The sequence below is a fragment of the Pseudomonas sp. S2_H10 genome (genome assembly GCF_054668285.1).
The window spans coordinates 2,812,823-2,835,650 of the sequence record NZ_CP162754.1 but is presented as its reverse complement, the minus strand read 5'-3'; the positions used below and the strand labels follow the sequence as shown (position 1 = coordinate 2,835,650).

Genomic DNA, 22,828 nt, shown 5'->3' with positions numbered 1-22,828 from the left:
TTTGGACATCGCGGCCGGTGCTGCGAGTTCGGACTCAATGTGGGGTCGATGTTGGGCAGTGGACAAAAAATCGTCAATTCGCCAACGACCATTTTGTTCGATAATCGAACACAAAACTAACTGGGTAGTACACTTTGAATTGCCCAATACCTTCGTCAGCTCAATAATCCGCTCACTCTTTTAAAATCGGCGCAAATTCCCTGCAGCCGAAGCCTCCACCGGGAGTCGAAACATGCAGCGTTCCATTGCCACCGTATCCTTGAGCGGTACCCTGCCGGAAAAACTCGAAGCCATTGCCGCCGCCGGGTTCGACGGTGTGGAGATTTTCGAAAACGACCTTCTCTACTACGACGGCAGCCCGCGGGAAATTAAACAGATGTGCGCCGATCTCGGGATCGCCATCACCCTGTTTCAACCCTTCCGTGATTTTGAAGGCTGTCGGCGTGACCGGTTGTCGCGCAACCTGGAACGCGCTGAGCGCAAATTCGACCTGATGCAGGAACTGGGCACCGACCTTGTGCTGGTGTGCAGCAACGCCTCGGCCGACTCCATCGGTGATGAACAGATTTTAGTCGACGATTTGCGCCTGCTGGCTGAGCACGCCGGGGCCCGTGGTCTGCGCATCGGTTACGAGGCGCTGGCCTGGGGCCGGCATGTGAACACGTATCAACAGGTGTGGAACATCGTGCGCCAGGCCGATCACCCAAGCCTTGGCGTGTTGCTGGACAGCTTTCACACCCTGTCGCTCAAGGGTGATCCCAGTGCCATCGCCGAGATTCCCGGCGACAAGATCTTCTTCGTGCAAATGGCCGACGCGCCGATCCTGGCCATGGACGTGCTGGAGTGGAGCCGGCATTTCCGCTGCTTCCCGGGCCAGGGTGAATTCGATTTGCCGGGGTTCCTCGCGCCGATCATCAAGAGCGGCTACACCGGGCCCTTGTCGCTGGAGATTTTCAACGACGGTTTCCGCGCCGCGCCGCCGCGAGCCAACGCCGCCGACGGATTGCGTTCGCTGCTGTATCTGGAAGAGAAGACCCGCGAGCGTCTGGCGCGCGAAGCCAAGCCTGCGGCCAACCCCGAGATTCTGTTCGAAACGCCCAAGGCCAGTGAATACAACGGCATCGAGTTTCTTGAGTTCGCCGTGGACGAAAGCCTCGGCGCCAAGCTCTCCCACTGGCTGGAGCGACTGGGCTTCGTCAAGGCCGGGCAGCATCGTTCCAAGAGCGTGAGCCTGCTGCGCCAGGGCGATATCAACCTGATCCTCAACTCAGAGCCTTACTCCTTCGGCCACAGCTTTTTCGAAGCCCACGGCCCGTCGCTGTGTGCTACCGCTGTGCGCGTCAAGGACAGCGCGAGCGCATTGGCCCGTGCCGTGGCCTACAAGGGCCAGCCCTATCGCGGGCTGGTCGGGCCCAATGAATTGGAGCTGGCGGCAGTGCGTGCGCCGGATGGCAGCCTGATCTATCTGGTGGACCAGGAGGCCGATGTCTACGGTACCGACTTCAATCTGCTGGCGGATGCGCCGGTCGGCGGTGGTCTCAAGCGCATCGACCACATGGCCATGGCACTGCCGGCCGACAGCCTCGACAGTTGGGTGCTGTTCTACAAGAGCCTGCTGGACTTCGAGGCCGACGACGAAGTGGTGTTGCCCGATCCGTATGGTCTGGTGAAGAGCCGTGCCTTGCGTAGCCGGGACAGTTCGATCCGCCTGCCGCTGAACATTTCCGAAAACCGCAACACCGCGATCTCTCACGCGCTGTCGAGTTATCGCGGCTCCGGTGTGCATCACATCGCGTTTGACTGTGATGACATCTTTGCCCAGGTCAGCCGTGCCAAAGAGGCGGGGGTGCCGCTGCTGGATATCCCGCTCAACTATTACGATGACCTGGCGGCGCGGTTCGACTTCGACGACGAGTTCCTTAGCGAACTGGCCTACTACAATGTGTTGTACGACCGCGACGCCCAGGGCGGTGAACTGTTCCATGTGTACACCGAGCCGTTCGAGGGACGATTCTTCTTCGAGATCATCCAGCGTAAAAACGGTTACGCCGGCTACGGCGCGGCCAACGTCGCAGTGCGATTGGCGGCCATGGCCAAATCCCGCAGCGGCGCATTGCGTCAGGCGAAGTTGTAGGAAATTCGTAAACGCGGGATTAAACGTGGGCCGCGCGGGTTCCCTCACCGTGCCGCGCGGCCCATAATCGCCAGCCTGTGCAGTGATGGCCGTGAGCCCGCAATGACAATGACCTCAGAACTCCCCGCAGCCTCCGTAGAACCCAGCGTCGAGCCGCGCAAGAGTCGCAAGAACAACCCGGAAAAGACCCGCGAAAACATCCTGCAGGAGGCGATCGTCGAATTCGTCCAGCAGGGGCTTTCCGGGGCGCGCGTCGATGCCATCGCCGAGCGCATCCACACCTCCAAGCGCATGATCTATTACTACTTCGGCAGTAAGGAACAGCTCTACGTCGAGGTACTGGAGAAACTCTACGGCGATATCCGCAACACCGAAAATCGCCTGCACCTGGCGGAGCTGGCGCCGGTCGAGGCGATTCGGCGGCTGGTGGAGTTCACCTTCGATCACCATGATCGCAACGTCGATTTCGTGCGCATCGTCAGCATCGAGAACATTCACAACGCCGAGTATGTGAAGCGCTCCGATGCGATCAAGGCGATGAACAACACCATCCTCGATTCACTGGGCGAGATTCTGCGTCGCGGCGCCGAGCAAGGGCTGTTCCGTGCCGGTCTCGATCCGCTGGATGTGCACCTGTTGATCAGTTCGTTCTGCTTCTATCGCGTCTCGAACCGCCATACATTTGGTGAGATTTTTCAGATCGACCTGCCGGACGAACGCATCAAGCAGCGTCATCGCGAGATGATTTGCGAGTCGGTGTTGCGTTACCTGCAAGCCTGATACAGCTGTGTGAATCGCCTTTGTAGGAGCCGGCTTGCTGGCGATCGCGTCTGCATGATCGCCATCGCCAGCAAGCCGGCTCCTACAAGTCGCGTCAGTCATCCATGCTCTGGAAATGCTCAAGCATTCGCCGGGCATCCGGCACCACGCCGCTGAACAGTTCGAACGCCTTCACCGCCTGGAACACCGCCATGTTGCCGCCGTCCAGCGTTCGGCAACCGAGGGCGCGGGCGTTGCGCAGCAGTTCGGTTTCCAGCGGGAAGTAAACGATCTCCGCCACCCACATCTCGGCCCGCAGCAACTCCACCGGCACCGGCATGCCCGGCAGCTTTTTCATGCCCATCGGGGTGGTGTTCACCAAGCCGTCAGCCTGGGCCATGGCGCTCGGCAGGTCATACCCGGCCACCGCCCGGCCGACGCCGAAATGCTGATTGAGGTTGTCGGCCAGATCCTGGGCGCGGCGGATGTCCACATCGAAAATGCTCAGCTGTTGTACGCCTTCGCTCAACAACGCGTGGGCTACCGCCGCACCTGCGCCGCCAGCGCCCATCTGTACGACACGCTCAACGGCAACGCCTTTCAAGCCCCGGCGAAAACCCTCGGCAAAGCCCAGGCAATCGGTGTTGTGGCCGATGCGTTTGCCATCCTTGAGCACCACCGTGTTGACCGCACCGATACCGCGCGCCTCCGGCGAGAGTTCGTCGAGCAACGGGATGATCGCCTGCTTGCAGGGAAAGGTGATGTTCAGCCCGGTGAAGTTCATGCGTTCGGCAGCCATCAACAGGTCGGGCAGGGCGTTGCTGTCGAGTTTCAACTGATCAAGATCAATCAGGCGATACAGGTAACGCACCCCCTGGGCATCGCCTTCGTGCTCGTGCAAGGCCGGTGTGCGGGAAGCCTGGATGCCGGCGCCGATCAGCCCGGCCAGTACCACGTTGTTCTGAGTCACGGCGATCACCCCTGCAAACGATGGCTGAAGTGTTCCAGCGCCAGGCGGTAGCCGTGACTGCCAAAACCGGCCATCACCGCTGTGGCAATGGCGGATACGAACGAGTGGTGGCGAAAGGCTTCGCGGGCATGCACGTTGGACAGGTGGACTTCGATGACCGGCAGCTCGCTGGCGACCAGGGCGTCGCGGATGGCGACCGAGGTGTGGGTCCAGGCAGCCGGGTTGATCACGATCCCGGCGCAGCGGCCACGGGCGGCGTGAATCCAGTCGAGCAATTCGCCTTCATGGTTGGTCTGGCGAAACTCCACCGCCAGGCCGAACTCTTCGGCGGCGCGTGCGCACAGGGACGAAATGTCTGCCAGGGTTTCGTGGCCGTAGGTCGCCGGTTCACGGGTGCCGAGCAGGTTCAGATTCGGGCCGTTGAGCACCAGAACGATTGGGGACATCGGAATCTCTCCACTTATTATTTTTGGAATCGGCCGAGGTTCACGGCCTGTGGAGATAAATTGTACTAACTAGTTAATTCGGTCAATTGCAGAGACGGCACGCTGGCGCATTGTGGGCGGTGATCGGACACTTTCTGTGTTCAGCGCGGTAAATGTTCCACCAGAAAATCGATGAACGCCCTCAGGCGCAACGGCACGTGGCGACTTTGCGGGTACAGCAGGGTGAATGGCCGCGAGCGCCCGCCATAGGGCTTGAGCACTTCCACCAGCGAGCCGTCGGCCAATTCCTTTTCAACAATAAAACGATAGGTCTGAAACAACCCGGCTCCGTGTTTGGCCAGGGTCACGCCGCCCAGTACGTCATCGGAACAACTGAGGCTGCCCTCGGCCAGAATCTCCCGGGGCAGGCCTTCATCGTTGAACAGCCAGGCAATGCGCCGGCCGCTGCTGGGCAATTCGTACTGAATGCACTCGTGGTGTTCGAGGTCGTCGAGGGTTTGCGGGGTGCCGGCCCGTTTCAGGTAGTCAGGGCTGGCGATCATCACCAGGGCGGCATCTTCCAGCTGGCGGGCGATCAGGCCGGAATCCGGGATGGCTCGCACCCGAATCGCCATGTCGTAGCCTTCGCCGACGAAATCGATGTTGCGATTGCTGATGTGCGACTCGACCTTCACTGCCGGGTAACGCGCCCGAAACTCCGGTAGCAGCGGCAGGATTCGATGATGCGCGTAGGTGGTCGGAATGCTGATGCGCAATGTGCCGGACGGCACTTGCTGTTGGCCCATGACCTCGCGCTGGGCCTCGACCAGTTGCGCCAGGGCCTGGCGACACTCTTCGTAATAACGGCGACCACTGTCGGTCAGCTTCACGCTGCGCGTGGTGCGCGCGAACAGGCGCACGCCCAGGCGTTCCTCCATGCGCGACACCGAGCGGCTCACGGCAGCGGGCGTGACGCCAGCCACCAGCGCCGCGGCGGTGAAACTGCCGGCCTCGGCGGCCAGGCAAAACAGTTCGATGCTGCCCAACTGAAGATCGTCGAATTGTCGCTGCATGATTGATTACACCGGGGATCAGATGAAGGGGCTGGATCAGTATTTATCAGGTGCCAGCGTCGCAATGAAAGGACTTCTTACCATTTCGCGGGGTGTTTGCCAGACCCGGGAAGCGTCAGGCCACTAGCCTGAGGGGGACGAAATGACTCGGTTGTCACCAGCGGTCGGATTCTCCAGGGGATTTCGAATCCCCTGATTCATTAACCTAACGGATGGGTTAGCATGAAGGTATGCAATTACAAAGGACTGTCGATAGTGATCATGTTGCGAGACGAGCATTGTCCGCCTCATGCACATGTGGAGGCGGGCACGTGGAGTGCGAGATTCAGGTTCAGCTTCTGGCACAACGGTGTCGAGCTCTGGGATGTTGTTCCGCTTTCACGTCGGCCACCGCTGGCGGTGCTCGAGGGATTGCGCCAATCGCTCCTGCAACCTGCTCATTTGCGGCGTGCCCGGGGCATCTGGTGGCGAAAATTGCAAACGGCTTGTCTCGATAATCAGTTGTGGGACTGGCAAAGCAACGAAGTCGTTGTGGTGAAAAGGGTTGTCAGTACCACCAACATGATTGGGTCGGCGTGTTATGAGCCTGAAACGAACAGGACGTTGCTGTCGCTGATAGGCTCACAGGAAGGTGTGGAGATCGAGTTATGAAAACCATAAAAGCCAAGGTCCGGGCCGATAATCCCGTAACGGAAAGCAGCCTGGACAAAGCCATCGAACGTGGCGAATCACGTAGAAAAAACAGCCTGCAAGCGACCGCTGTGACCTACATGGCCCCTTGTCTGGTCGTCGGCTTCGAGGACGGCAGCGGCATATTGTTGCCCATCGCCAACTATGCGGAGTTCGATGATTTTGAGGTCGAGGACTACGCCAGTCTGACTGTCGGCTATGCGGGTACTGCCCTGTGCCATGAAGGCAAGGACCTGCATGTCTCTATCGCCGGGATGATTTCTGCGAGCAAGCCGCTGATGGCCATGGCGGCCTCGGTCGCCGCTTCGCGCAATGGTCGCCAGAGCAGCGCCGCAAAGTCTGAAGCCGCGCGGGCCAACGGCAGGAAAGGCGGGCGTCCGCGCAAGGTCGATGTCGACTTGCAGGTACCCACAAAAAAGCCGTCGTGAAGACGGCTTTTTTGTGCCTGGCAGGAACCATCAACGGCGGGTCAGCATCACCCCGGATTCCATGTGATGGGTCCACGGGAACTGGTCGAACATCGCGCACCGGGTGATGCGGTGGGTGTCGTGCAGTTGGGCGATGTTGGCCGCCAGCGTCTCCGGGTTGCAGGAGATGTACAGGATGTTGTCGAAGCGCCGGGTCAGCTCGCAGGTGTCCGGGTCCATGCCGGCACGAGGCGGGTCGACGAACACGCTGCCGAACTCGTAGCTCTTGAGGTCGATGCCGTGCAGGCGGCGGAACGGTCGCACTTCGTTCAGGGCTTCGGTCAGTTCTTCGGCGGACAGGCGTACCAAGGTGACGTTATCCACAGCGTTTTCGCTGAGATTGCTCAGGGCAGCGTTCACCGAGGTCTTGCTGATTTCGGTGGCCAGCACTTTGCGCACGCGAGTGGCGAGCGGCAGGGTAAAGTTGCCGTTGCCGCAATACAGCTCCAGCAGATCGTCAGAGCGATCGCCGAGCGCATCGTACGCCCAGTTGAGCATCTTCTGGTTCACCGTGCCGTTGGGCTGGGTGAACGCGCCTTCGGGCTGGCGATAGCTGAAGGTGCGACCGCCGACTTCCAGCTTCTCGACCACGTAATCGTGACCGATGACTTCGCGCTTGCCCTTGGAGCGGCCGATGATGCTGACGTTCAGATCGGCTGCCAGTTTGGTCGCCGCAGCGTGCCAGTGCTCGTCCAGCGGGCGGTGATAGCACAGGGTGATCATCGCGTCGCCGGCCAGGGTGGTCAGGAACTCCACCTGGAACAGCTTGTGGCTCAGGGGGGCGCTGGCTTGCCACGCGGCCTTGAGCTGCGGCATCAACTGGTTGATGCGCAAGCTGGCAATCGGGAACTCTTCGATCAGGATCGGCGTGCGCTTGTCTTCCTGGGAGAACATCGCGTAATGACGCTCGCCGGCCTCGCGCCACAGGCGGAACTCGGCGCGCAGGCGGAAGTTTTTCAGCGGCGAATCGAAAACGGCTGGCTCGGGTGCATCGAACGGGGCCAGCAGGTCACGCAAGCGCGTGACCTTTTCTTCGAGCTGAACGGCGTAGGCCTGGGAATCAAAAGTCATGCGTTGAACCAACCCAGCTTGATCACGAACAGAATCGACAGGATCACCAGCGCCGGGTTCAGCTCACGGCCACGACCGGACATCAGCTTGATGGCGGTCCAGGAAATGAAACCGAAGGCGATGCCATTGGCGATGGAATAAGTGAACGGCATTGCCAGCGCGGTGATGACCACCGGCGCGGCAACGGTGATGTCGTCCCAGTCTATTTCGGCCAGGCCGGATGTCATCAGCACGGCGACGAACAGCAGGGCCGGCGCGGTGGCGAAGGCCGGAACGCTGGCGGCCAGTGGCGAGAAGAACAGCGCCAGCAGGAACAGGATCGCCACCACGACGGCGGTCAGGCCGGTGCGGCCGCCGGCACTCACGCCGGCTGCGGACTCGATGTAGCTGGTGGTGGTCGAGGTGCCCAGCAGGGAACCGGCCATGGCCGCGGTGCTGTCGGCGATCAGCGCGCGGCCCATTTTCGGCATATGGCCGTCCTTGCCCATCAGGCCGGCGCGCTTGGCGACGCCGATCAGAGTGCCGGAGTTGTCGAACAGATCGACGAACAGGAAGGCAAAGATCACGCTGACCAGACCGATGTCCAGCGCGCCCTTGATGTCCAGTTGCAGGAACGTCGGGGCCAGCGATGGCGGCATCGACATCACGCCGCCGAACGGGGTGAAGCCCATCACGATGGAAATGATGGTCACCACCAGGATGCCGATCAGCACCGCGCCGCGTACGGCAAGGGCTTCGAGGGCGACGATCAGGGCAAAACCGAGTGTGGCGAGGATCGGGGCCGGTTGTTTCAGGTCACCGAGGCCGACCATGGTCGCCGGGTTGCTGACCACGATACCGGCGTTGTGCAGGGCGATCAGCGCCAGGAACAGGCCGATACCGGCGGCAATCGCCGATCGCAGCGGCAGCGGGATGCTGTTGATGATCCATTCACGGATGCGGAAGATCGACAGCAGGAAGAAGCAAACGGCCGAGATGAACACCGCCCCCAGCGCCACTTGCCAGGTATGGCCCATGTGCAGGACGACGGTATAGGTAAAGAAGGCGTTCAGACCCATGCCCGGTGCGAGGGCGATCGGGTAGTTGGCGATCAGGCCCATGACTGTCGAGCCGATGGCGGCGGCCAGGCAGGTGGCGACAAACACTGCGCCCTTGTCCATGCCGGTCTCGCCGAGGATGCTCGGGTTGACGAACAGAATGTAGGCCATGGCCAAAAAGGTCGTGACGCCCGCCAGAATCTCGGTCCGCACGTTGGTGTTATGTGCCTTGAGTTGAAACAGCCTTTCCAGCATGTCTGCTCCCCGTGGCGCGCCGGGCGCCGTGAATGTATCGACCTCAACAGCAAAGCACAGACCGCAGAACGCGCCTGGAAATTACTGTGGGCCGGAAAAAGCCGCGCATCATACCAGTAGCTTGGGAATATGGGGGCTTATGGCGGTGATCGTCGTCGATGTTTTGCGACAAAGCCAAGTGCGCCATACTGCGCGCTGGTTTTTCTGGGTGGATGGGTCCTGCATGAAAAGGCGTCTGGTTAGCGTGTTCGGCGTAGTGATGGCGCTGTTGCTCGGGGCACAAACGGCCACGGCGGCATCGGCCCCGCCTCTGACGCAATTGAAGGTGCTGAAAGTCGCGTCGCCGTCCTGTGGTGTCGAGAACATCGATGAAGGGCAAACCCAGACCCGCTGCGATCACAACGGCCCGAACATCACGGTGTACGTGCTGGAAGTGGGTTACGGGCGTGAGGCCCATGTCGCCCTCGACGGTGTCGAAGTGAATGGCACCCGCACACCGGTCTGCGCGTTCAAGAACGGCAACCTGACCAGTTGCACCCCCGGGGAAAAAACCGTCGGCTATTTGTATGCCCTTGACCTGGCGGGCAAGCAGCAAGGCACGCTGACCTTCAGCAATACCTCGATCAACGCACCCGGCAACACCCTCTCGACGCAGCTTTATATCAAGTAGCCACAGGTCCTGAACAAGGGGCAGGAAAGCTGACTACGCTTAAAAGATCATTCCGTGGACAGTGCCTGATGACTTTTAGAGCCTTGATTGCCCTCGCCGAGGGCACCGACGACCTGCAAACCGTGACCCTGATCGACGTACTGCGACGCGCCAAAGTGGAAGTGGTGGTGGCCAGCATCGAAGGGCGGCGCATGCTCACCTGCGCCCGCGGCACTCGGCTGACGTCCGATGCCATGCTGGTGGACTTGCTGGCGCAGCCCTTCGACCTGATCGCCTTGCCGGGTGGTGCGGTGGGTTCGCAGCACCTGGCGGCACACCAGCCCCTGCAGCAGTTGATCAAGGATCAGGCGGCAGCCGGTCGTCTGTTCGCCGGCATCGCCGAAGCACCCGCGGTGGCGCTGCAGGCCTTTGGCGTTTTGCGTCAGCGGCGCATGACCTGCCTGCCTTCTGCCAGCCATCAACTGTCGGGCTGTAGCTTTGTCGATCAACCGGTGGTGGTCGACGGTAATTGCATCACCGCCCAGGGCTCGGCTGCTGCGTTGGCATTTGCCCTGGCGCTGGTGGAGCAACTCTGCGGCAAGGCCGCACGAATGGCGGTGGCGGGGGAGTTGCTGGTCTAGATAACGTCAGGCTTTCGCTTCTTCCTTCTCTTCATCCTTAGCCACGTGCATGCGATCGCGGCTGGCCAGTGTCGGGAACAGTTTGACCCACACCCCGGTCACCACCAGCGTGCCGATCCCGCCCATGACCACGGCTGGCACGGTGCCGAACCAGTGGGCGGTCAGGCCCGATTCGAACTCGCCCAACTGGTTCGAGGCTCCGATGAACAGGCCATTCACGGCGCTGACCCGGCCGCGCATTTCGTCCGGGGTTTCCAGTTGAACGAACGAGGCACGGATCACCATGCTGATCATGTCTGCCGCGCCCAACACCACCAACACCGCCAGGGAAAACCAGAACGAGGTCGACAGGCCGAAGGCAATGGTCGCCACGCCGAAGATGCCCACGGCGGTAAACATCACCCGCCCGACATTGCGCTCCACGGCAAACCGCGCCAGGAACAGCGACATCAATAGCGCACCCACCGCCGGTGCCGAGCGCAACAGGCCCAGTCCCCACGGGCCGGTCAGCAGAATGTCCTTGGCGAACACCGGCAGCAGCGCCGTCGCCCCGCCCAACAGCACCGCGAACAGATCGAGGGAGATCGCCCCGAGAATGTCCGGACGACTGCGGATGAAGCGAATGCCCGCCAGCAGTGAATCCAATGTGGCCTTGCCCTTGTTCAGCGGGGTTTGCCGGGCGGGCAGGTTGAGCATCAGCGAACAGGCGATGACATACAGCAGCACCGTCGGGCCATACACCCAGACGCTGCCGAAGGCATAGAGCAAACCGCCGAGGGCCGGGGCGACGATGGTTGCCGATTGCTGGGCCGATTGCGCGGCAGCCACCGCACGGGGAAACAGCGCGCTGGGCACGATGCTTGGCAGCAGGGCCTGGGTGGTCGGCATTTCAAAGGAACGGGCGGCACCGAGCAGGAAGGCCAGGATGAAAATCATTTCCCGGGTGACATGGTCGGTCGCGCTGCCGATGGCCAGCGACAGGGCGATCAATGCCTGCAGGGACTGGCAGATCGCCGCCACCTTGCGCCGGTCATAGCGGTCGGCGACGTGCCCGGTGTGCAGCATGAACAGCACGCGCGGAGCGAACTCGACCAGGCCGACCAGACCCAGGTCGAGCACGTTGCCGGTCAACTGATACAGGTTCCAGCCGATGGCCACGGTGAGCATCTGGAAGCCGCTGGCGGTAAAGACCCGGGCCAGCCAGAACGCGAGAAAAGGGCGGTGGTGACGTAACAGCAAGGGCTCTTGGCTGGGCATCTGCGGGGAATCTGGGGAAAGGGGAGCGTCGAGATTATCACCAACCTGTAACAGGAAGTTGCCATGACAAAAAATTTAGTTAGCCAGACATCGATTTACTTGGCGCTCCCACCGGGAATGTGTTGCTGCCTATGACAAAGGTCGTGAGGCAACTTGTCACGCGGCAAAAGACCACGCGGTTCATCCCCGAAATTGGGACTACTCTTTCATCGTTGATTGATCCAGATCAAAACCCACAAAAGGAATTGATCCGGCGGCCGCAAGGCCAGACTCCCTGCGTTGTGATGCGTGCAAAAAAAAGAACAAACAGAGAATCGCCACACTCCATATCCGTGGGGGCCGTGGGTGCAGGCTTCCAGCCAGCAGCCGTACTACCTGACAGAGGAAGACTTATGTTCGGTTTAGAGGCACTTGATCTCGCCCGAATTCAGTTCGCGTTCACCATCTCGTTCCACATCCTGTTTCCGGCCATCACCATCGGCCTGGCGAGTTACCTGGCGGTACTCGAAGGCCTGTGGCTGAAAACCCATAACGATACCTACCGTGACCTCTACCATTTCTGGTCGAAGATCTTTGCCGTCAACTTCGGCATGGGGGTGGTTTCCGGCCTGGTCATGGCCTATCAGTTCGGCACCAACTGGAGCCGCTTCTCGGACTTCGCCGGTTCGGTAACCGGGCCTTTGCTGACCTATGAAGTGCTCACAGCGTTCTTCCTCGAGGCCGGGTTCCTCGGCGTCATGCTGTTTGGCTGGAACAAGGTCGGGCGCGGCCTGCACTTCTTCTCCACCGTGATGGTGGCCATCGGTACGCTGATCTCGACCTTCTGGATCCTGGCCTCCAACAGTTGGATGCAGACCCCGCAGGGGTTTGAAATCGTCAACGGCCAGGTCATCCCCACCGACTGGCTGGCGATCATTTTCAACCCGTCGTTCCCGTATCGCCTGATGCACATGGCCACGGCGGCGTTCGTTGCCACGGCCTTCTTCGTCGGCTCCTCCGCGGCCTGGCATTTGCTGCGCGGCAAGGACAACCCGGCGATCCGCAAAATGCTTTCGATGGCCATGTGGATGGCCTTGATCGTCGCGCCGATCCAGGCCGTCATCGGTGATTTCCACGGCCTCAACACGCTCAAGCATCAGCCAGCGAAAATCGCCGCGATCGAAGGCCACTGGGAAAACAAGGGCGACGAGGCCACGCCGCTGATCCTGTTCGGCTGGCCGGACATGAAGGAGGAGAGAACCAAATTCGCCGTCGAGATCCCGTACCTGGGCAGCCTGATCCTGACTCACTCGCTGGACAAGCAGGTGCCGGCGCTCAAGGAGTTCCCGCCTGAGGACCGGCCGAATTCGACCATTGTGTTCTGGTCGTTCCGGATCATGGTCGGCCTGGGGTTCCTGATGATCTTCACCGGTCTGTGGAGCCTGTGGCTGCGCAAGCGTGACACCCTCTACACCTCGCGGCCGTTCCTGTACCTGGCGTTGTGGATGGGGCCATCGGGCCTGATCGCGATCCTCGCTGGCTGGTTCACCACCGAAATCGGCCGTCAGCCGTGGGTGGTCTACGGCCTGATGCGCACGGCGGATGCGTCGTCCAACCATAGCTTCATGCAGATGAGCATCACCCTGATCCTGTTTGTCGTGGTCTATTTCGCGCTGTTCGGCGCCGGTCTTGGCTACATGATGCGCCTGGTGCGCAAGGGGCCGAAGATCGACGAAGGCAAGGAAACCAACGACGGAGGCCCCGGCCAGAAACGCACACCGGCGCGTCCGCTGTCCGCCGCCGACGACGATCACGCCGAAGCCGGCAACAGCCTGACCAAGGAGATTTGAATCATGGGTATTGATCTTCCGCTGATCTGGGCCGTGATCATCATCTTCGGCATCATGATGTACGTGGTCATGGACGGTTTCGACCTGGGTATCGGCATTCTCTTCCCGTTCATTCCGGGCAAGACCGATCGCGATGTGATGATGAACACCGTCGCCCCGGTCTGGGACGGCAACGAGACCTGGCTGGTGCTGGGCGGCGCGGCATTGTTCGGCGCGTTTCCGCTGGCCTATTCGGTGGTGCTCTCGGCGTTGTACCTGCCGCTGATCCTGATGTTGATCGGGTTGATCTTCCGCGGCGTGGCCTTCGAGTTCCGCTTCAAGGCCAAGGACGACAAGCGCCACCTGTGGGACAAGGCCTTCATCGGTGGCTCGGTCACTGCGACGTTCTTCCAGGGCGTTGCGCTTGGCGCGTTCATCGATGGGTTGCCGGTGGTCAATCGGCAGTTCGCCGGTGGTTCACTGGACTGGCTGACACCGTTCACGATGTTCTGTGGCGCGGCGCTGGTGGTGGCCTATGCGTTGCTCGGTTGCACCTGGCTGATCATGAAGACCGAAGGCAAGTTGCAGGAACAGATGCATGACCTGGCACGGCCATTGGCCTTCGTGCTGTTGGCGGTGATCGGCATCGTCAGCATCTGGACCCCGTTGGCCCACACGGATATCGCCGCACGCTGGTTCACCATGCCGAACCTGTTCTGGTTCATGCCGGTGCCGATCCTGGTATTGGTGACGATGTACGGCCTGATCCGCGCGGTGGCACGCAACGCGCATTACACGCCGTTCCTGCTGACCCTGGTGCTGATTTTCCTCGGATACAGCGGTTTGGGCATCAGCCTGTGGCCGAACATCATCCCGCCGTCGATTTCGATCTGGGACGCCGCCGCGCCGCCGCAAAGCCAGGGCTTCATGCTGGTGGGCACGCTGTTCATCATCCCGTTCATCCTGGGCTACACCTTCTGGAGCTACTACGTGTTCCGCGGCAAGGTCACCCATGAAGACGGCTATCACTAGCCTGCTGCTAACCCGGAGAATTGATTCATGCCTGGCAAACACACCTTGCACGACATTGAAGAAGCCGAAAAAAAGCCGCTGTGGCAGCGGCTCGGCTGGTTGGCCCTGATCTGGGTCGGTAGCGTGGGCGCCTTGTTCATCGTCGCCAGCCTGATGCGCCTGTTCATGAACGCGGCCGGCCTGACCACGCACTGACATCCCTCCCGTAGCCTCCAGGCACGGATTTACGACCCTCCGCACGGAGGGTTTTTTTTGCCTGTTACTTGCGCGCCTTGAGGATCACGAATTTCGGATTGGCTGCCACTTGCTCGACGCCACGGAACAGGCGCGCGAGCTTGCTGTGGTAGCCCAGGTGACGATTGCCGACGATGTACAGCGCGCCGCCCACGACCAGCGCTTCGCGGGCCTGCTGGAACATCCGCCAGGCCAGGAAGTCGCCCACCACCTGTTGCTGGTGAAACGGTGGGTTACACAGCACGACGTCGAGCGATTGCGGTTCCTGGCCGGCCAGGCCGTCACCGGCACGCACGGTCACTTCCCGTTCACCCAGTGCTGCGCGCCAGTTCTCGGAGGCCGATTGCACGGCCATGAACGACTCGTCCACCAGCGTGTAGTGGGCCTCGGGGTTTTGCAGGGCGCTGGCGATGGCCAGAACACCGTTGCCGCAACCGAGATCCGCGACCCGTGCCGTACCGAGATTTTTCGGCAGGTGTGGCAAAAACGCCCGGGTACCGATGTCCAGGCCTTCGCGGCAAAACACATTGGCGTGGTTGAGCAACTCGATAGCCGGTTCGTCGAGTTTGTATCGGCTCGGGTAAGGCGATGCTACAGGCGTTTTGTCTTCGGCCTTGGCAATCAACAGCCGCGCCTTCTTCACTGCCAGCGAGGCTTGCACAGGGCCGACGTAACGCTCCAGCAAATCGCCCGCCGCCCGGGGCAGATGCTTGATCATGGCCGCGGCAACCACTTGGGCGCCGGGCGTCAGTTGGCCTTGCAGGCGGATCAGTTGTTCCTCCAGCAGCGCCAGGGTTTTCGGTACACGGATCAGCACCCGGTCGAACGGCCCGACAGGGGCCTCGCTGGCGGGGACGCTCGACACCGCATCAAACGCCAGGCCGTTGCGCACCAGGTTCTTTTCCAGACCCTGGAATGCCAGGAACGAATCACCACTGCTGACCACCCGCACCTTGCCCGCCAGGCTGGCCGCCAACGCGCCGAAACTGTCGTTGAGCACCAATACCCGCGTGTCAGCCTTGGGCTGTTGTTCGGCCAGGTAATCGAGCAGGTATTCATCGGCCGCATCGAAAGCCTGCAGCGGTTCATTCTGCTGTTCTGGCTGGCGGATCAGGTCGAGGCTGGCGAAGGGCGTTTCGAGCAAAGGCATGGGGCGGGGCTCTGGGTAATCAACGGATGTCCCGGCGCACCAAGGTGTTGGCGCGGGAGGAGTCGTCCGAGTGTACTGCGTCGTGAGGGGCTACACGCCATCACCTCGGAGGGACCGCAAATGGTACGTTTTTTTTGCCTGGATTACCCGCAGGTTTTCCCGCAGTCGGGCGTTTCAGATGGCTCCGGACCGGGCCGCGGCGATGACTGCCGCAATCTTGTTGTTGACGCCCAGCTTTTCAATGGCCCGGTGCACATGAAAGTTGATCGTGCGTTCACTCAGGCTGAGGATCCTGGAAATTTCATAGGCCGTCTTGCCATCGGCCGACAGTTTCAACACTTCGAGTTCCCGCCGTGACAAGGGAGGAGGCTGAGGCGAGGCCGGTTTTTTCGGTTGCATCGCAATTGCCAGGGCGTGCAAGTGGCGGCTGATGAAAACCGAGAATCCAAGATTTTCGTACAGCTCAAAGGCTGAAATCGGGCAATGGCTTCTGGCCAGGCTGAGCATGCTGTGCATCCCGCATTCTTCATCGTGGACCGCTTGCGACCAGCCATGCGCCAGGCCTTGCTGTTGCAGCATTTGCCATAACCACGGGGTTTTGGAGAAAAGCTCTTGGCTCCAGAGCACGGGTAACGTGGAGTGATTGCAATAGGCTGCTATCGGATCAATCTTGCTGACATCGTTTTGTTCATATTGAGCGTTCCAGTCATGTGGATAGTTATTCAGGTTGACCGGGCAGTAATCAGCGCGACTGTTGGCTGAAATGGTTGAAAAGGCACAAAATTTATATCCAAGGTTCCTGACGAAATTCAGTGATATTCGATAGGCGATATTAATGTCTTGTGAGTGAGAAAGCAGTTGAAGCTGTGATTCCTTCCAGAGTTCCATTCGGGCGGTCTCCAACACTATGTTCTCGGGGGTGCTGATTTGGATCCGAGATCCGGCACGAGACGAAGTGTAGGACATTTCCGATAATTGCAGTTCGACGATTTTGCTCTTTTAACCGCTGAAAAAGTGTGTTCCAGGTTCTTAGGCAATCGGCGACTTATCAAATGCCATATGTAATTTTATTTTGACTGATGTTTGCAGTGCCGAATAATCAATAACTTGATGGCTTAATATCACTACAAAATGTCTGTGGTTACGCTGCCGTCTTTGCGGGACACTGTGGGTGTCTTTTGATTGGAGCCTTCCATGTCCGTCAGTGAAGAAAAATTTACCCGTCAGACCTTGCTCGAGGTTCATCCCTTGACCCCGAACCTGTTTACCCTGCGTGCCACGCGGGATGCCGGGTTTCGTTTTCGGGCGGGGCAGTTTGCCCGGTTGGGCGTCACCAAGGCGGATGGCAGTACGGTATGGCGCGCCTACTCCATGGTGTCCTCGCCCTTTGACGAGTTCCTCGAGTTCTTCTCCATTGTCGTGCCGGGCGGTGAGTTCACCAGTGAGCTCAGCCGGCTGGTCGTGGGTGACAAATTGCTGGTCGACCGCCAGGCCTTCGGTTACCTGACGCCGGACCGCTTTGTCGATGGGCGCGATCTGTGGCTGTTATCCACCGGGACGGGGGTGGCGCCGTTCCTTTCGATATTGCAGGACTTTGAAGTCTGGGAGCGATTCGAGCGGATCATCCTGGTCTACAGCGTTCGCGAAGCCCGGGAACTGGCTTATCAGGAGCTGATAGCGGGGCTGGCGCAACGTGACTATCTGGCGGAGTACGCACACAAACTGCAATTCATCGCCACGGTCACTCGTGAGCAGCATCCTGGCGCATTGAACGGGCGGATCACCACGCTGATCGAGAACGGCGAGCTGGAGCGCACCGCGGGCGTCGCGCTGACACCGGAGCATTCACGGGTCATGCTGTGCGGCAATCCGCAGATGATCGATGACACGCGCAAGCTGCTTAAACAGCGGGACATGCACCTGAGCCTCAGCCGACGGCCCGGCCAGGTGGCGGTGGAAAACTTCTGGTAAAAAAAACGGCGCCTCAAGGGCGCCGTTTTTAATGCGGGTGCGGTCAAGGCTGGTTGTTCTGGGCCTTGAGCAAGTCGCGGATCTCGCCCAGCAACTCTTCTTCCTTGGTGGGAACCGGAGGCAGGCTAGGGGCCACGGCCTCTTCGCGCTTCAGGCGGTTGATCGCCTTGACGCCCATGAAGATCGCGAAGGCGACAATGACGAAGTCGAGGATGGTCTGGATGAATTTGCCGTACGCCAGCACGACCGCCGGAGCAGCGCCGTCTGCTGCCTTGAGCGTTATGACCAGGTCACTGAAGTCCACGCCACCGATCAGCATGCCGATTGGCGGCATGATCAGGTCACCGACAAACGATGTGACGATCTTGCCGAAGGCCGCACCGATGATGATGCCGACGGCCATGTCGACCACATTGCCTTTGACCGCGAAGGCCTTGAACTCGTTTAGCACGCCCATAGGTTATTTCCTTGTTACAGATGAGGTTGATGAACGCAGTGTAAATCAGCAAAGCGCATCCTGCTCGAATCAACTGCCTGCTGTGCTCGCCAGCAATCGACCCGGGTGGTCTTGAAAAATTCACCGATTGATCTCGATCGGAGGGAGGCCAGGCCTTCTGCGGGGGGTGGAATACGACTTTTTACAGCGAAAGGGTTTCGTTTGTATGAGTGGCGCAGGGTGAAAGACCATCCATGAATCGGGATATTCAAGTTGATGGGAATTTGCGTGCTCTAGCGTTGGTATTGAAAATTAATTGCAGTCAACATACGTCTAACTAATTAGTTAATTTTGCTATTGATTAAAGATTTTCGTGCTTGTCGGAATTGAAGGTCTGGTTTTGCGCGATTGTTTTAAAGTTGTGCATCAAGTATGCAGATGAATAAAGCTTGTATAGGTTTTTAACGGGGCGGTAAGGCATGTCTCTAGAGTTTGTTGGGCGAGTTGAGTGGGAAACTTATACAGGATTTTTGTATGGCGGGAATATTTCAAAAAAGCCAGAGTTTGATAAAGGCTATTTGAAATCACCCGAGGGTTGCAAGACATCTGGCGCACTCGCATGTCTCAGCTGAGCTATCATCGCGTTTTTTTCCGGGGGTTCCGATGGCCAAGGCCAAGCGCATGTACGGCTGCACCGAGTGCGGTTCAACCTTCCCCAAATGGGCCGGCCAGTGCGGTGAGTGCGGGGCCTGGAACACGCTTACCGAAACCATGGTGGAAAGCGGCGGGGCAGCCGCCCCCAGCGGTCGTACCGGCTGGGCCGGCCAGCAGGCGCAGATCAAGACCCTGGCTGAAGTCAGTGTCGAAGAAATTCCGCGCTTCTCCACCGCATCCAGCGAGCTCGACCGGGTTCTGGGTGGCGGGCTGGTCGACGGTTCGGTGGTGCTGATCGGTGGTGACCCCGGCATCGGCAAGTCGACCATTCTGCTGCAAACCTTGTGCAACCTCGCCAAGAGCATGCCGGCGCTGTACGTCACCGGTGAGGAATCCCAGCAGCAAGTGGCCATGCGCGCGCGACGCCTGGGGTTGCCTCAGGATCAGCTGCGGGTGATGACCGAAACCTGTATCGAAGCCATCATTGCCACGGCTCGTCAGGAAAAGCCCAGGGTGATGGTGATCGACTCGATCCAGACGATCTTTACCGAGCAGCTGCAATCGGCCCCGGGTGGTGTATCCCAGGTGCGTGAGAGCGCGGCGTTGCTGGTGCGTTATGCCAAACAGAGCGGCACGGCGATTTTCCTGGTCGGCCACGTCACCAAGGAAGGCGCACTGGCTGGGCCTCGGGTGCTGGAGCACATGGTCGATACCGTGCTGTATTTCGAGGGCGAGTCCGACGGGCGCCTGCGGCTGCTGCGGGCGGTGAAGAACCGTTTCGGTGCAGTCAATGAACTGGGCGTGTTCGGCATGACCGACAAGGGCCTGAAAGAAGTCTCCAACCCTTCGGCGATTTTTCTGACCCGTGCTCAGGAAGAGGTCCCGGGCAGCGTGGTGATGGCGACGTGGGAAGGCACGCGGCCGATGCTGGTGGAGGTTCAGGCGCTGGTGGACGACAGTCACCTGGCCAACCCGCGTCGGGTCACGTTGGGGCTGGATCAAAACCGGCTGGCGATGTTGCTGGCGGTGCTGCACCGTCATGGTGGCATTCCGACCCATGATCAGGATGTGTTCCTCAACGTGGTCGGCGGGGTCAAGGTGCTGGAAACAGCGTCCGATCTGGCGTTGATGGCGGCGGTGATGTCCAGTTTGCGCAACCGGCCGCTGCCTCACGACCTGCTGGTGTTTGGTGAGGTGGGGCTTTCCGGTGAGGTGCGTCCGGTGCCGAGCGGTCAGGAGCGTTTGAAGGAAGCTGCCAAGCACGGCTTCAAGCGCGCCATCGTGCCCAAGGGCAATGCGCCGAAAGAGGCGCCGGCAGGGTTGCAGATCATTGCTGTGACGCGGCTGGAACAGGCGTTGGATGCGTTGTTCGAATAAATTCCAGTTAATGCACAACCCTGTGGGAGCGAGCCTGCTCGCGAAAGCGGAGTATCAGTCAACATAAATGTTGAAACTGACGGCCCCTTCGCGAGCAGGCTCGCTCCCACTTTGGTATTCGGCGGCTTCTAGACTTCGATCAGCGCACCCAGTTCGCGCTCCAGCTCTTCTGGATCAGCCAGGTTGAGCTCGATCAACCGCCGCAAACGTTCGATAGACTCAAGGCTGATGTGCCGGCAGACAAAGCCGAGTTGGCCATGGTCGTCGTGGGCCAGTTGCACATCCATGGTGATATCGGCCCCCTCGCTCAGATGAATGTCGACCAGAAAATCCTGCTGCGCCTTGCCCAACCACGGATCGGGTCGCTCGATCAACAACCCCTTGAGCGACAGGTCAATCAACGTCACCGGCCAGGTGGACTCACCCTGACTCAGCTCGGTTCGGGCATCGAACGCAATACGTTTGAAGCGGCGACGTTCGGCAGGGTGCTCGCTCATGGCGCGATCCTCGTAGATGTACGCTGACTATAGACCTGCATTCTTCAAGGCTGCCAGCGTGGGGCAGGTGTCTAGACCTATGTCGGGCTATGGCCTTTGTCGTCAGGAGCGCTAAACTCGGGGTGGCTGTCTTTCTTGTCCACTCTGGCTGGAATAATAAAATGAAAAATAATAATAGCCCGCTACGCCATTTGCCTTGGCTGCTGCTGGCAATCGTAGGTGCGTGCGCCCTGGGTGTAGTGGCATTGCGCCGAGGCGAGGCAATCAACGCCTTGTGGATCGTGGTCGCTGCCGTGGCCATCTATCTGGTTGCATACCGCTACTACAGTCTGTTCATCGCTAACAATGTCATGCAACTCGATGCGCGACGGGCCACTCCCGCCGTGCTCAACAATGACGGTCTGGATTACGTTCCGACCAACAAACACATTCTCTTTGGTCACCACTTCGCGGCCATCGCCGGCGCGGGGCCGTTGGTCGGTCCGGTCCTGGCGGCGCAGATGGGCTACCTGCCCGGCACGCTATGGATAATCGCTGGCGTGGTGCTGGCCGGTTCGGTGCAGGACTTCATGGTCCTGTTCATGTCTACCCGCCGCAACGGCCGTTCCCTGGGGGACATGGTCCGCGAAGAAATGGGCCGCATCCCCGGCACCATCGCGCTATTCGGCTGCTTCCTGATCATGATCATCATCCTCGCGGTGCTGGCGCTGATCGTGGTCAAAGCCCTGGCCGAGAGCCCATGGGGTATTTTCACGGTGATGGCGACCATACCGATCGCGATGTTCATGGGCATCTACATGCGCTACATACGTCCGGGTCGCATCGGTGAAATCTCCGTCATCGGCGTGCTGTTGCTGCTCGGCTCGATCTGGCTGGGCGGGCAGATTGCCGCTGATCCGGTGTGGGCCAAGGCGTTCAGCTTCACGGGCGTGCAAATCACCTGGATGCTGATCGGTTACGGTTTTGTCGCAGCGGTGTTGCCGGTGTGGCTGATCCTGGCACCGCGTGACTATCTCTCCACTTTCCTGAAAATCGGCACTATCGTCGCCCTGGCCATCGGCATCCTTGTGACCATGCCCGAGCTGAAAATGCCGGCCCTGACCCAGTTCATCGACGGCACCGGTCCGGTGTGGAAGGGCGGTCTGTTCCCGTTCCTGTTCATCACCATCGCCTGTGGCGCGGTCTCGGGTTTCCATGCGCTGATCTCTTCCGGGACCACGCCGAAACTGCTGGATAACGAAACCAACGCCCGCTACATCGGTTACGGCGGCATGCTGATGGAATCGTTCGTGGCCATCATGGCCATGGTGGCCGCCTCGGTGATCGAACCGGGCGTGTATTTCGCCATGAACAGCCCGGCCGCGGTCGTCGGCGGGGACGTAGTGGCCGTAGCCACGGCGGTCAGCAACTGGGGCTTTGCCATCACCCCGGAAGCGTTGCAGGCAGTGGCCCATGACATCGGTGAAACCACCATCCTGGCCCGTGCCGGCGGTGCGCCGACCCTGGCGGTGGGGATCGCGCAGATCCTGCACAGTGTTTTGCCGGGTGAAAACACCATGGCGTTCTGGTACCACTTCGCGATCCTGTTCGAAGCGCTGTTCATCCTGACCGCGGTCGACGCCGGTACTCGTGCCGGGCGCTTCATGCTCCAGGACTTGCTCGGCTCGTTCGTGCCGGCCCTGCGCCGTACCGAGTCGTGGACTGCCAACCTGATCGCCACCGCCGGTTGCGTGGCCATGTGGGGTTATCTGCTGTACCAGGGCGTGATCGATCCTTTGGGTGGCATCAACACCTTGTGGCCGCTGTTCGGCATCTCCAACCAGATGCTGGCCGGTATCGCGCTGATGCTCGGCACCGTCGTGCTGATCAAGATGAAACGCCAACGCTACATCTGGGTGACTTTGGTGCCGGCTGTGTGGCTGCTGATCTGCACCACCACCGCCGGCTTCATCAAGCTGTTCGATGCCAACCCGGCGATCGGCTTCCTGTCCCTGGCGAAAAAATACAGCGATGCCCTGGCCAACGGCCAGATCCTCGCCCCGGCGAAGGACATCACGCAGATGCAGCACGTGATCTTCAACGCCTACACCAACGCAACGCTGACTGCGCTGTTCCTGTTCGTGGTGTTCAGTATCCTGTTCTATGCGCTCAAGGTCGGTATTTCCGCCTGGGGCACCAAGGAGCGTACGGATAAAGAAGCGCCGTTCCAGGCACTGCCGGAAGCGTGATCGAGGATTTGCA

Annotated in this window: 22 protein-coding genes; 12 read left to right on the top strand and 10 right to left on the bottom strand. The window is 60.1% G+C overall.

Features of this window, described 5'->3' with window-relative positions; all coding sequences use genetic code 11:
* The first annotated feature begins 232 nt into the window (after positions 1–232).
* Together quiC and AB4O16_RS12590 are read left to right on the top strand one after the other, a co-directional pair.
* On the top strand, positions 233–2,134 hold the full coding sequence (gene quiC / locus AB4O16_RS12595; RefSeq protein ID WP_460157831.1) for a 3-dehydroshikimate dehydratase QuiC: 1,902 nt from the start codon (positions 233–235) through the stop codon (positions 2,132–2,134).
* A 102-nt stretch (positions 2,135–2,236) separates the two neighbouring features.
* On the top strand, positions 2,237–2,914 hold the full coding sequence (locus AB4O16_RS12590; RefSeq protein ID WP_160385693.1) for a TetR family transcriptional regulator: 678 nt from the start codon (positions 2,237–2,239) through the stop codon (positions 2,912–2,914).
* Positions 2,915–3,008: 94 nt separating this feature from the next.
* Here the strand turns inward: AB4O16_RS12590 and AB4O16_RS12585 are convergent, their stop codons facing one another.
* The 3 genes from AB4O16_RS12585 to AB4O16_RS12575 all read right to left on the bottom strand — a co-directional run bounded on the left by AB4O16_RS12585 (position 3,009) and on the right by AB4O16_RS12575 (position 5,361).
* Positions 3,009–3,863, bottom strand: a complete 855-nt coding sequence (locus AB4O16_RS12585; protein WP_460157830.1) for a shikimate dehydrogenase — start codon at positions 3,861–3,863, stop codon at positions 3,009–3,011.
* Between the two features lie 5 nt (positions 3,864–3,868).
* On the bottom strand, positions 3,869–4,309 hold the full coding sequence (gene aroQ, locus AB4O16_RS12580) for a type II 3-dehydroquinate dehydratase (RefSeq protein WP_460157829.1): 441 nt from the start codon (positions 4,307–4,309) through the stop codon (positions 3,869–3,871).
* Between the two features lie 140 nt (positions 4,310–4,449).
* Complete coding sequence (locus AB4O16_RS12575) at positions 4,450–5,361, bottom strand: LysR family transcriptional regulator (RefSeq protein ID WP_460157828.1); 912 nt, start codon at positions 5,359–5,361, stop codon at positions 4,450–4,452.
* Positions 5,362–5,583: 222 nt separating this feature from the next.
* Here AB4O16_RS12575 and AB4O16_RS12570 point away from each other — a divergent pair, with 222 nt between their 5' ends.
* On the top strand, positions 5,584–6,012 hold the full coding sequence (locus tag AB4O16_RS12570) for a DUF4160 domain-containing protein (RefSeq protein ID WP_460157827.1): 429 nt from the start codon (positions 5,584–5,586) through the stop codon (positions 6,010–6,012).
* Positions 6,009–6,479, top strand: a complete 471-nt coding sequence (locus AB4O16_RS12565) for a DUF2442 domain-containing protein (RefSeq protein ID WP_160385688.1) — start codon at positions 6,009–6,011, stop codon at positions 6,477–6,479. Before AB4O16_RS12570 ends, AB4O16_RS12565 begins: the two co-directional genes overlap by 4 nt.
* 30 nt (positions 6,480–6,509) lie before the next feature.
* Here AB4O16_RS12565 and trmA read toward each other — a convergent pair whose 3' ends face one another.
* Together trmA and AB4O16_RS12555 are read right to left on the bottom strand one after the other, a co-directional pair.
* Positions 6,510–7,589 carry a tRNA (uridine(54)-C5)-methyltransferase TrmA gene (gene trmA / locus AB4O16_RS12560; RefSeq protein WP_460157826.1) on the bottom strand — a complete coding sequence of 360 codons (1,080 nt, stop codon included), beginning with the start codon at positions 7,587–7,589 and terminating at the stop codon, positions 6,510–6,512.
* Positions 7,586–8,881: an NCS2 family permease gene (locus tag AB4O16_RS12555; RefSeq protein ID WP_110657148.1), complete on the bottom strand. Its 1,296-nt coding sequence runs from the start codon at positions 8,879–8,881 to the stop codon at positions 7,586–7,588. Before AB4O16_RS12555 ends, trmA begins: the two co-directional genes overlap by 4 nt.
* Positions 8,882–9,104: 223 nt before the next feature.
* Between AB4O16_RS12555 and AB4O16_RS12550 the strand changes: the two genes are divergently transcribed.
* On the top strand, positions 9,105–9,551 hold the full coding sequence (locus AB4O16_RS12550; RefSeq protein ID WP_460157825.1) for a DUF4879 domain-containing protein: 447 nt from the start codon (positions 9,105–9,107) through the stop codon (positions 9,549–9,551).
* Between the two features lie 68 nt (positions 9,552–9,619).
* A complete protein-coding gene (locus AB4O16_RS12545) occupies positions 9,620–10,171 on the top strand; it encodes a DJ-1 family glyoxalase III (protein WP_460157824.1) in 552 nt (183 codons plus the stop codon).
* 6 nt (positions 10,172–10,177) lie between these two features.
* Here the strand turns inward: AB4O16_RS12545 and AB4O16_RS12540 are convergent, their stop codons facing one another.
* On the bottom strand, positions 10,178–11,428 hold the full coding sequence (locus AB4O16_RS12540) for an MFS transporter (RefSeq protein ID WP_033063569.1): 1,251 nt from the start codon (positions 11,426–11,428) through the stop codon (positions 10,178–10,180).
* A 392-nt stretch (positions 11,429–11,820) separates the two neighbouring features.
* On the opposite strand from AB4O16_RS12540, the gene AB4O16_RS12535 reads away from it, so the two are divergent.
* Genes AB4O16_RS12535 through AB4O16_RS12525 form a run of 3 tightly spaced genes read left to right on the top strand, consistent with a single transcriptional unit; the run spans position 11,821 to position 14,463 of the window.
* Positions 11,821–13,257 carry a cytochrome ubiquinol oxidase subunit I gene (locus AB4O16_RS12535; RefSeq protein WP_160385684.1) on the top strand — a complete coding sequence of 479 codons (1,437 nt, stop codon included), beginning with the start codon at positions 11,821–11,823 and terminating at the stop codon, positions 13,255–13,257.
* Positions 13,258–13,260: 3 nt separating this feature from the next.
* The gene (cydB, locus tag AB4O16_RS12530) at positions 13,261–14,268 is read left to right on the top strand and encodes a cytochrome d ubiquinol oxidase subunit II (RefSeq protein ID WP_150716745.1); all 1,008 of its coding nucleotides are present in this window, start codon (positions 13,261–13,263) and stop codon (positions 14,266–14,268) included.
* Between the two features lie 27 nt (positions 14,269–14,295).
* Positions 14,296–14,463, top strand: coding sequence for a DUF2474 domain-containing protein (locus tag AB4O16_RS12525; RefSeq protein WP_080925332.1), 168 nt, complete (start codon positions 14,296–14,298; stop codon positions 14,461–14,463).
* A gap of 64 nt (positions 14,464–14,527) precedes the next feature.
* Here AB4O16_RS12525 and AB4O16_RS12520 read toward each other — a convergent pair whose 3' ends face one another.
* Both AB4O16_RS12520 and AB4O16_RS12515 read right to left on the bottom strand, forming a co-directional pair.
* The gene (locus AB4O16_RS12520) at positions 14,528–15,652 is read right to left on the bottom strand and encodes a methyltransferase (protein WP_460157823.1); all 1,125 of its coding nucleotides are present in this window, start codon (positions 15,650–15,652) and stop codon (positions 14,528–14,530) included.
* A 174-nt stretch (positions 15,653–15,826) separates the two neighbouring features.
* Positions 15,827–16,540: an autoinducer binding domain-containing protein gene (locus tag AB4O16_RS12515; RefSeq protein ID WP_460157822.1), complete on the bottom strand. Its 714-nt coding sequence runs from the start codon at positions 16,538–16,540 to the stop codon at positions 15,827–15,829.
* Between the two features lie 306 nt (positions 16,541–16,846).
* Between AB4O16_RS12515 and AB4O16_RS12510 the strand changes: the two genes are divergently transcribed.
* Positions 16,847–17,623, top strand: coding sequence for a ferredoxin--NADP reductase (locus AB4O16_RS12510; RefSeq protein ID WP_460157821.1), 777 nt, complete (start codon positions 16,847–16,849; stop codon positions 17,621–17,623).
* A 43-nt stretch (positions 17,624–17,666) separates the two neighbouring features.
* On the opposite strand, the gene mscL is transcribed toward AB4O16_RS12510, so the two are convergent.
* On the bottom strand, positions 17,667–18,080 hold the full coding sequence (mscL, locus tag AB4O16_RS12505) for a large-conductance mechanosensitive channel protein MscL (RefSeq protein ID WP_150716741.1): 414 nt from the start codon (positions 18,078–18,080) through the stop codon (positions 17,667–17,669).
* Positions 18,081–18,722: 642 nt separating this feature from the next.
* On the opposite strand from mscL, the gene radA reads away from it, so the two are divergent.
* Positions 18,723–20,090, top strand: a complete 1,368-nt coding sequence (gene radA, locus AB4O16_RS12500; protein WP_057400505.1) for a DNA repair protein RadA — start codon at positions 18,723–18,725, stop codon at positions 20,088–20,090.
* Positions 20,091–20,218: 128 nt separating this feature from the next.
* On the opposite strand, the gene AB4O16_RS12495 is transcribed toward radA, so the two are convergent.
* On the bottom strand, positions 20,219–20,587 hold the full coding sequence (locus tag AB4O16_RS12495; protein WP_460157820.1) for a PilZ domain-containing protein: 369 nt from the start codon (positions 20,585–20,587) through the stop codon (positions 20,219–20,221).
* Positions 20,588–20,748: 161 nt separating this feature from the next.
* Between AB4O16_RS12495 and AB4O16_RS12490 the strand changes: the two genes are divergently transcribed.
* The gene (locus AB4O16_RS12490; RefSeq protein WP_160385679.1) at positions 20,749–22,815 is read left to right on the top strand and encodes a carbon starvation CstA family protein; all 2,067 of its coding nucleotides are present in this window, start codon (positions 20,749–20,751) and stop codon (positions 22,813–22,815) included.
* The last annotated feature ends 13 nt before the right edge of the window (positions 22,816–22,828 follow it).

Excerpts from the sequence above, each read along its gene's own strand:
- AB4O16_RS12545 (WP_460157824.1), top strand. The coding sequence starts at position 9,620 with ATGACTTTTAGAGCCTTGATTGCCCTCGCCGAGGGCACCGACGACCTG.
- AB4O16_RS12555 (WP_110657148.1), bottom strand. The coding sequence starts at position 8,881 with ATGCTGGAAAGGCTGTTTCAACTCAAGGCACATAACACCAACGTGCGG.
- AB4O16_RS12495 (WP_460157820.1), bottom strand. The coding sequence starts at position 20,587 with ATGAGCGAGCACCCTGCCGAACGTCGCCGCTTCAAACGTATTGCGTTC.
- quiC (WP_460157831.1), top strand. The coding sequence starts at position 233 with ATGCAGCGTTCCATTGCCACCGTATCCTTGAGCGGTACCCTGCCGGAA.
- AB4O16_RS12575 (WP_460157828.1), bottom strand. The coding sequence starts at position 5,361 with ATGCAGCGACAATTCGACGATCTTCAGTTGGGCAGCATCGAACTGTTT.
- aroQ (WP_460157829.1), bottom strand. The coding sequence starts at position 4,309 with ATGTCCCCAATCGTTCTGGTGCTCAACGGCCCGAATCTGAACCTGCTC.
- cydB (WP_150716745.1), top strand. The coding sequence starts at position 13,261 with ATGGGTATTGATCTTCCGCTGATCTGGGCCGTGATCATCATCTTCGGC.
- AB4O16_RS12570 (WP_460157827.1), top strand. The coding sequence starts at position 5,584 with ATGAAGGTATGCAATTACAAAGGACTGTCGATAGTGATCATGTTGCGA.
- AB4O16_RS12590 (WP_160385693.1), top strand. The coding sequence starts at position 2,237 with ATGACAATGACCTCAGAACTCCCCGCAGCCTCCGTAGAACCCAGCGTC.
- mscL (WP_150716741.1), bottom strand. The coding sequence starts at position 18,080 with ATGGGCGTGCTAAACGAGTTCAAGGCCTTCGCGGTCAAAGGCAATGTG.
- AB4O16_RS12490 (WP_160385679.1), top strand. The coding sequence starts at position 20,749 with ATGAAAAATAATAATAGCCCGCTACGCCATTTGCCTTGGCTGCTGCTG.
- trmA (WP_460157826.1), bottom strand. The coding sequence starts at position 7,589 with ATGACTTTTGATTCCCAGGCCTACGCCGTTCAGCTCGAAGAAAAGGTC.
- AB4O16_RS12540 (WP_033063569.1), bottom strand. The coding sequence starts at position 11,428 with ATGCCCAGCCAAGAGCCCTTGCTGTTACGTCACCACCGCCCTTTTCTC.
- AB4O16_RS12535 (WP_160385684.1), top strand. The coding sequence starts at position 11,821 with ATGTTCGGTTTAGAGGCACTTGATCTCGCCCGAATTCAGTTCGCGTTC.
- AB4O16_RS12515 (WP_460157822.1), bottom strand. The coding sequence starts at position 16,540 with ATGGAACTCTGGAAGGAATCACAGCTTCAACTGCTTTCTCACTCACAA.
- AB4O16_RS12565 (WP_160385688.1), top strand. The coding sequence starts at position 6,009 with ATGAAAACCATAAAAGCCAAGGTCCGGGCCGATAATCCCGTAACGGAA.
- AB4O16_RS12520 (WP_460157823.1), bottom strand. The coding sequence starts at position 15,652 with ATGCCTTTGCTCGAAACGCCCTTCGCCAGCCTCGACCTGATCCGCCAG.
- AB4O16_RS12525 (WP_080925332.1), top strand. The coding sequence starts at position 14,296 with ATGCCTGGCAAACACACCTTGCACGACATTGAAGAAGCCGAAAAAAAG.
- AB4O16_RS12550 (WP_460157825.1), top strand. The coding sequence starts at position 9,105 with ATGAAAAGGCGTCTGGTTAGCGTGTTCGGCGTAGTGATGGCGCTGTTG.
- radA (WP_057400505.1), top strand. The coding sequence starts at position 18,723 with ATGGCCAAGGCCAAGCGCATGTACGGCTGCACCGAGTGCGGTTCAACC.
- AB4O16_RS12510 (WP_460157821.1), top strand. The coding sequence starts at position 16,847 with ATGTCCGTCAGTGAAGAAAAATTTACCCGTCAGACCTTGCTCGAGGTT.